4 protein-coding genes and 3 pseudogenes are annotated in these 6,689 nt (G+C 59.9%); 5 read left to right on the top strand and 2 right to left on the bottom strand.

Annotated elements, in window-relative coordinates; all coding sequences use genetic code 11:
• Positions 1-269 (top strand): annotated as a pseudogene (locus IM708_RS19980) (hypothetical protein); the annotation flags it as partial.
• 3 nt (positions 270-272) lie between these two features.
• Here the strand turns inward: IM708_RS19980 and IM708_RS19975 are convergent.
• Positions 273-1,787, bottom strand: a complete 1,515-nt coding sequence (locus IM708_RS19975) for a DNA cytosine methyltransferase (RefSeq protein WP_209428329.1) — start codon at positions 1,785-1,787, stop codon at positions 273-275.
• 57 nt (positions 1,788-1,844) lie between these two features.
• Here IM708_RS19975 and IM708_RS19970 point away from each other — a divergent pair, with 57 nt between their 5' ends.
• Complete coding sequence (locus IM708_RS19970; RefSeq protein ID WP_209428328.1) at positions 1,845-2,342, top strand: very short patch repair endonuclease; 498 nt, start codon at positions 1,845-1,847, stop codon at positions 2,340-2,342.
• Positions 2,343-2,984: 642 nt separating this feature from the next.
• On the opposite strand, the gene IM708_RS19965 is transcribed toward IM708_RS19970, so the two are convergent.
• Positions 2,985-3,974, bottom strand: coding sequence for a hypothetical protein (locus IM708_RS19965; RefSeq protein WP_209428327.1), 990 nt, complete (start codon positions 3,972-3,974; stop codon positions 2,985-2,987).
• Positions 3,975-4,301: 327 nt separating this feature from the next.
• Here IM708_RS19965 and IM708_RS19960 point away from each other — a divergent pair.
• From IM708_RS19960 to IM708_RS19950, 3 genes and pseudogenes are all read left to right on the top strand, one after another.
• Positions 4,302-4,910, top strand: a pseudogene (locus IM708_RS19960) (IS5 family transposase); the annotation flags it as partial.
• 86 nt (positions 4,911-4,996) lie between these two features.
• The gene (locus tag IM708_RS19955; RefSeq protein WP_209428326.1) at positions 4,997-6,025 is read left to right on the top strand and encodes an IS110 family transposase; all 1,029 of its coding nucleotides are present in this window, start codon (positions 4,997-4,999) and stop codon (positions 6,023-6,025) included.
• Positions 6,026-6,242: 217 nt separating this feature from the next.
• Positions 6,243-6,563 (top strand): annotated as a pseudogene (locus tag IM708_RS19950) (transposase); the annotation flags it as partial.
• Positions 6,564-6,689 lie beyond the last annotated feature (126 nt).

The raw sequence follows: 6,689 nt of genomic DNA, 5'->3' as shown, positions 1-6,689 counted from the left end.
GTTGTCGCATTGGCACCTTCAAGGCTGTCGAGACCAGCGTCGAGGCTGAGCTCGAAGTGCACAGGCTCGGCGCCGCGTTCTGGGCAGAGGCACGAAACTGGGGACGGGAACGGGGGCTTCTGTCCCCGCGAGAAAACGGCGTTCTGGAAACCTGCTCCGCGATCCCGAGCAAGATGCCGTCGGACAAGCAGTGCGCTATTGCGATGAGCGCGCTCAAAAAGCTCCAAGATGAAAGATTCTCACACGCGAGCCTCGAATTGACGAGCTGACGTTCAAAGGGTTTCGAATACAGGTAGCAGGGTGTCAGCAATCTGCCTTGCGAGAAATGGTGGCACTGCATTGCCAACCTGAACGAATTGCTCGGTGCGATTACCCATGAAGTGGTAGTTGTCGGGAAAGGTCTGTAGTCGCGCGGCCTCGCGCACCGTCAAACTACGACACTGCGTTGGATCGGGATGAATGAAGTAGTGCCCGTCCTTCGAGATGTGGCTTGTTACCGTGGAAGCCGGAGCTGTGCCGATCTGAACGCGGAACCTGTCGTTGAACTTGCCTGTCTTCCAGTTCTTGTGTTCTGGAGCCAAGATGTCCGGGAACTGGTGTGCCCGTGGGCTGACTCCCTCGGCCTTCGCGAAGCAGGCGGCATATAGATATCGCGCAAGATCAGACGGCATGTGTCCACGAGTTTCGTGCCCCGAGACACCGATGAGTTTCGGGTCGTCGAGAAACGCGGAAAGCTCCGGCTGCAGTTTCCTGGACAGGGGTTTTCTTGCGTGGCTCGAACGCCCCGTCTGCGAAGTCGTCAGAAGTCGTTCCTCGACCCGATCCAGTTCGTCCAGAAAACCGCTGAAGTTCTCGCCCGGATAGTCCCGGATGATCATACCGACTGTCTCCATGGCGTCGACCACCGCATCGTACCAAGCGTGCTCGTCATCGCGTCGGCTCAAGCCACTTCGCAGCCGCGGCAGGCCTGTAAGCATGTCTCTGACCGGAACCAAGGCGTTTCGCCGTTGAAGTCGCGGGGTGAAGTTAAAGGCGACATCCGACCTGATCCCGACGATGATGACCCGGTGCCGTGCCTGTGGAATTCCGTGGTCCTCGGCGCGGATAACGAAGTCCTTTGGTTCGGGTTTTGCGTCTGACTGGACGCCGGCCGAAAGGGAAACGAGCCTGTAGCCCGAGCCAGCGCGCTCTAGGTCGGAAACGACCTGTTCGAAGATCGCCAACCCCTCGACGGAGGAGGAAAGCATACCCTTGACGTTCTCCATGACGAACACTGCAGGGTTCAACTCGCTCAGGACGCGGCAATACTCGCGGTAGAGGAAGTGCCGGTCGTCATCCTTCGGCCTATAATCCCGGATACCGGCGTTTCTCGACCGTCCTGCGAGGGAATAGGCTTGGCAGGGGGGACCGCCAATCAGGAGAGTGCGATCACCGGCCAATCGCTTTGTCGCAGAAATCCTCTCGGAAAGTATGGCAGCAGTCTCCGGTTTTCCGAGCTCTGCGCATAGCGCTTCATTTTCAGCAGCTTTCCATTGCCGAGGGTACAGCTCTTTCCAATCCGGGCATTCGTGCTTCCCGGCAATCCATGAATAGTAGTCCGGAGGATATTCTTCAAATTGTCGCAAGAATGCGCGGAGTCTCAGTGTCTTGTGCGCAGCACGATCCTTCTCGATCGAGACGGCAATTTCATAGGCGCGCGACCCATCGCTCCCCCTGCAGGAAGAGAATCCTTCCCCGAGCCCTCCCGGGCCTGAAAACAGATCAACGATTTGAACGAGTTTAGACACTTCACTGCTCCTGCCTTACCTCTTTCCAGGTTTTCACAGACGTGGCAAGGAGAAGAGATGGTGGACATCGTCGATGCCGAGACCCGCTCACGCATGATGGCAGGGATCAAGGGAAAGAACACTAAGCCCGAGTTGGCTCTCAGGCAGGCATTGCACGCGCGCGGTTTCCGCTTCCGACTTCATTCGAAGAAGGTCCACGGGCGACCGGACCTCGTCCTGCCGAAGTATCGCGCCGTCGTCTTTGTGCACGGCTGCTTCTGGCATCGGCATAAGGGATGCGGCTACGCCACCACTCCCGCAACGCGCTCGGAGTTCTGGCAGGCCAAATTCGCGGCGAACGTTGCACGGGACAGCTCCGTTCGCGGAGCGCTGCTTAATGAGGGTTGGCGCGTGGCGACGATTTGGGAGTGTGCCTTGCGTAAGCCCGACCAAGTTTCCGTGGCCACCGACCGTCTTGCAGAATGGCTGGTGGCTGTAGGTGACACGCTCGAACTCGGTGAAAACGAGGCTTCGGCACACGTAAGAGAAGGTAAGGACGTCGGCTCTTCCCGCTGATTGACCCAGCGCAGCAAGGCTACGATCCGCCTGTTGAATGTTCGATCCGGGTTCCTTCTCACGAACGCCACTGACATCGAAGTGTTCAGCTGGCGCGTCGTAAAAATATAGATATTTCTGATAGTTGCAAGCTATTCACCAAATCGGCGCAGTCATGAGGTCCGGAGAATGTCGGCCCTGAGAGACGGTTTCCGGGGCTCTTGGTACAGGGGCCAGTGCTCAGCCCCTCGCGCATAACCCTCGAAAACAACGCAAAAATCCGGCTGGAGCCGGATCGGGAGAACGCTTTCGCAGGGGCAAGTGGCGGAGAGACAGGAACTGGCATCGGACCTTCTCCACTTCAACTCATTGAATTATAGGCACTTGCCGCGGCAGCGTAAGCGTCCGGTCTGTCGATCGATGCGATTGACCCTCTTCCACACACGCGACATCCCGTTGCCGAAGTTCGATAGGATGTGGTTTGCCCATCTGGAGCCCCATATCTGCCATGCCGGCAAAGAATCACAGATCGACTATCAGGGAAATCTTGAACGGGAAAGCCGACAACACGCTCTAATGGCTGGAACGGGATTGGCGACGCCAGGTTGCTGGAGGTTGAGGGGTTCCAGACGCTCAAGGCCAGTCACGCGATGCCGCTGATGGCTACCGACGTGCCAGCTCCTGTTCGATCGCCTTGACATCGGTCCAGTCCCTCGGATGCCTGGCAAGTACCCTTAGCGTCTCCGTCTGGAGATGCCGAACAACGAAAGGCTGCCATTGCCGGACAAGGTCAGGATCGCTGAGCCATCGCTTCAAATTCTGAAGCCGTTGCGGTGGCACGTCGATCGCGCCTGCAGAGGTCTCCCCCCGATCCGCCTCGAAGGTTTCAAAGAATTCCACAACTCTGGCCAAGCGTTCGGCTTGACCGTACATCACGAAAAGGACGATGGCGAACTGATCGACGTCATCCTCGCCAAGGGGTGAGGAATACTCCCACTGCTTCAACAGTGAGCGACCCACCTCGCGCAGCATGATGAACGACACGACATCGCTGGCCTTGCCCGGATCACCCAGGCGTTGCAGCGCCAGCGGACCAATGTCAGTGCAAAATGTGACCGTGGTCGGGTCGTCTGATGGCTGTTGCGCCCCGCATTCCGAGATACGGAATGTCAACTCGCTGAAGACGAAGGTTTGTTGGAGGTTTGACTGGAACCGCTCGAGTTCCTGCAACGTCCCAGCCTGGTCCCTTGGAACGCCGGTTTGGCCCGACCTGTCATCGCCCGTTCCGGAGACACGCGCGCGGACAGACAGCGTGAAGGCTCTCGATTCGCTCGATCCGCTGTTGTCGACGACAAGAAAATAGGTACCGCTCGCGGGGATCACCAGCTGAAATCCGATTCGCCGATCTCCCGTGCCGGTGACGAGCGGCTGGACTTGACCCGGTAGCATCGTGAACTGGTCTTCGTTCAGTACCAGGATGCGCAACTCGCCATCGGTTGTCAGTTCAACGTCGAGATCTGCGCCCCGCGGAAGGTTGCGCAACCGCGTCGTGTGCTGCTCACCGGCGGCGACTTCGCCGGTCAACAATGCGCTCTGTTCCTGGCCGTCGGCCTCCGCTTTGGCGGGTAGCCAGACACTGCTTCCTAATGTCATCGCTGCAACCAGAAACGCTTCAAGTAAGCCTGCGCCGCGCAATATTCACACCAATCTTGCCATCATTCACAGCACTCCTATCATCGGCGTGCCGACCTTCGATGAACACCGAAGTGCCCAGGGCACGCTCCCACATTGACGGTCGATCCCGAAGGCGTCAACCAGGTGCGGATTCGATCACGTAGACTTTCACCGCAGTGCACCGCTGCCGATATTGAAAATCCTGCAGGCTTCGGTCGGCGTCCACCTGAGGGCACCTCTATAAATTGCCCGGACCTTGGCGCTGCGGTATTGATGAGGCGATGAACCGTCACGGGGGATGCAGCGATGTCGCAGATGGGTTTCTTCGATCTTTCTGACCGTTACGCGAGCCTGGACGCGAAGAAGGACCCTCTGGTCGAGATCGACGCGGTCGTGCCCTGGGAGGAATTTCGTCCCACCCTCGAGCGGGTTTGGCGCAAGCCGGATGCGGAGCGCAAATCGCGGGCGGGACGCAAGCCCATGGATGCGGTTCTAATGTTCAAGACGCTAGTGCTTAGCGCGCTCTACAACCTGTCGGACGACCAGATCGAATATCAGGTCCGCGACCGACTGTCCTTCATGCGGTTTCTGGGCCTTGGCCTCGAGGATCGTGTGCCGGACGCCAAGACGGTTTGGTTCTATCGCGAGGCGCTGGCGCAGGCGGGCAAGGTGGAGGAGCTGTTCAACCAGTTCGACGGGTATCTGGCGCGGCAGGGCTACGTCGCGCGGGGCGGTCAGATTCTGGATGCCTCGATCGTGCCGGTTCCGCGCAACCACAACACGCGCGACGAGAACGCGGCGATCAAGAACGGCGATGTGCCCGAGGACTGGAAAGACAAGCCCGCCAAGCGGTCGCAGAAGGACGTGGATGCTCGCTGGACCAAGAAACACGGCAAGAGCCACTACGGCTACAAGATGGGATGGTTGCCGCCCTCCCCAGACGGCATCGAAGCGTGCCAAGATTGTGGTGTTGAAAGCCACGAAACGGAGAGGACGGCGAGATGAAGGATACGATAATCGGGGTGGATCTGGCAAAGCGAGTTTTCCAGGTCCACGGGGCGACGATGACGGGGCAGGTGAAGTTCCGCAAGAAGCTGACGCGTGAGCAGTTCCGGCGCTTCATGGCCGAGCATCCCGCCTGCATGGTGGTGTTCGAGGCCTGCGGCAGCGCCAGCTACTGGGCGCGGGAGATGGAGGCGCTTGGGCATGAGGCCCGGCTGATTGCGCCGCAATACGTCCGGCCTTTCGTAAAGCGCCAGAAGAATGATGCGGCCGATGCGGAGGCGATCGTGATCGCGGCGCGCCAGCCCGAGATGCGCTTTGTGGCGCCGAAGACGGTGGAGCAGCAGGCCAAGGGGATGCTATTTCGTGGCCGCGAGCGCCTCGTCCACCAGCGCACCGAGCTTGTGAATGCGCTGCGCGCGGTGCTCTACGAATATGGCCATGTGTTTCCTGCCGGTCTCGCCCACCTGAAGCGGATCGAGGCCGTGGTGGAGGACTCCGACTGCGATCTGCCGGAACTGGTCATCGCGGAGTGCCGGGACCTGTTGGCGCAGATCACCGAGAAAACGGAGCGGATCGACGCGAAGACCAGGAAACTGAAGGAACTCGCGGCCGAGACCGACACGGCGCGCCGCCTCCAGACGATGCCGGGGGTCGGGCCTCTGACGGCTCTGGCGGTCGAGGCGTTCGGGCCCGACATGGCGCAATTCAAGTGTGGCCGAGACTTCGCGGCCTGGCTGGGACTCGTGCCGCGCCAGCATTCCACCGGCGGCAAGGCCCGGCTTGGACGGATATCCAAGGCCGGCCAGACCGACATCCGGCGGCTTCTGATCATCGGGGCGATAACCCGGATCATGGGTCGTGCACGCCACAAGGTTCCGGCCGAGAGCTGGATCGGGCGGATGCTCACGCGCAAGCCGAAAATGCTGGTCGGGATCGCGCTGGCCAACAAGATGGCGCGGCAAATCTGGGCGATGCTGACGAAGAACGAGGATTACAGAGATCCGGCGTTGGCGACTGCGGCATGAGCATCATGGCGTGATCGGCCACCGTCGGTGCCAGGGGGAGGTGTGAGAAGACGACGACCTGTATGGGCGCAATGATTGAACAGATCTGGATCGGGAAAACCAGTGTGGTTCTTCGAGCTTGCAAGCTCTCCTACAAGATTTGGACCTGATCCGCAGATCACCATACCGGTCCGCGGCTTCTGGAAGTGCCGCACATCGAGGCCTGAAAGAAGTTCGCATTCGATCACACGCCAACAGGGTCAGAAGCCTCTTGCATCACGGGCGGCAACCAAAGAAGAACCATGTGAATGCCGACCGCAAGCACAAGCTGGTGCGGCGTTACCACGTCAGCGACGCCGCGCAGCACGACAGCCAGGCGGTGGATCACCTGCTGATGCAGGGCAACACCGGCGCGGGCGTGTGGGCGGATGCGGCCTATCGATCCGAGGAGATGGAGGCAAAGCTGCGCGCCCGTGGACTGAAGAGCCACATCCACCGCAAGGGCAAGCGGGGCAAGCCGCTCACCGAGCAGGCGAAGGTCAGCAACCGGACCAAATCCGAGCTATGGCAGAATCTGGGTGACGCGGCGTGATCATGCGGCGCGGCTTTGGTTGGCATCGGATTGAGCGACACCGTCGGTGAATTTGACGCCTTCGATGACGTGTGGCAACTGGTTTGTTCCGTT

Origin of the sequence: Pararhodobacter sp. SW119, from assembly GCF_017811755.1 — a bacterium.
GTDB lineage: Bacteria > Pseudomonadota > Alphaproteobacteria > Rhodobacterales > Rhodobacteraceae > Pararhodobacter.
The sequence above is the reverse complement of the archived record's forward strand: the minus strand, read 5'-3'. Positions and strand labels throughout refer to the sequence as shown.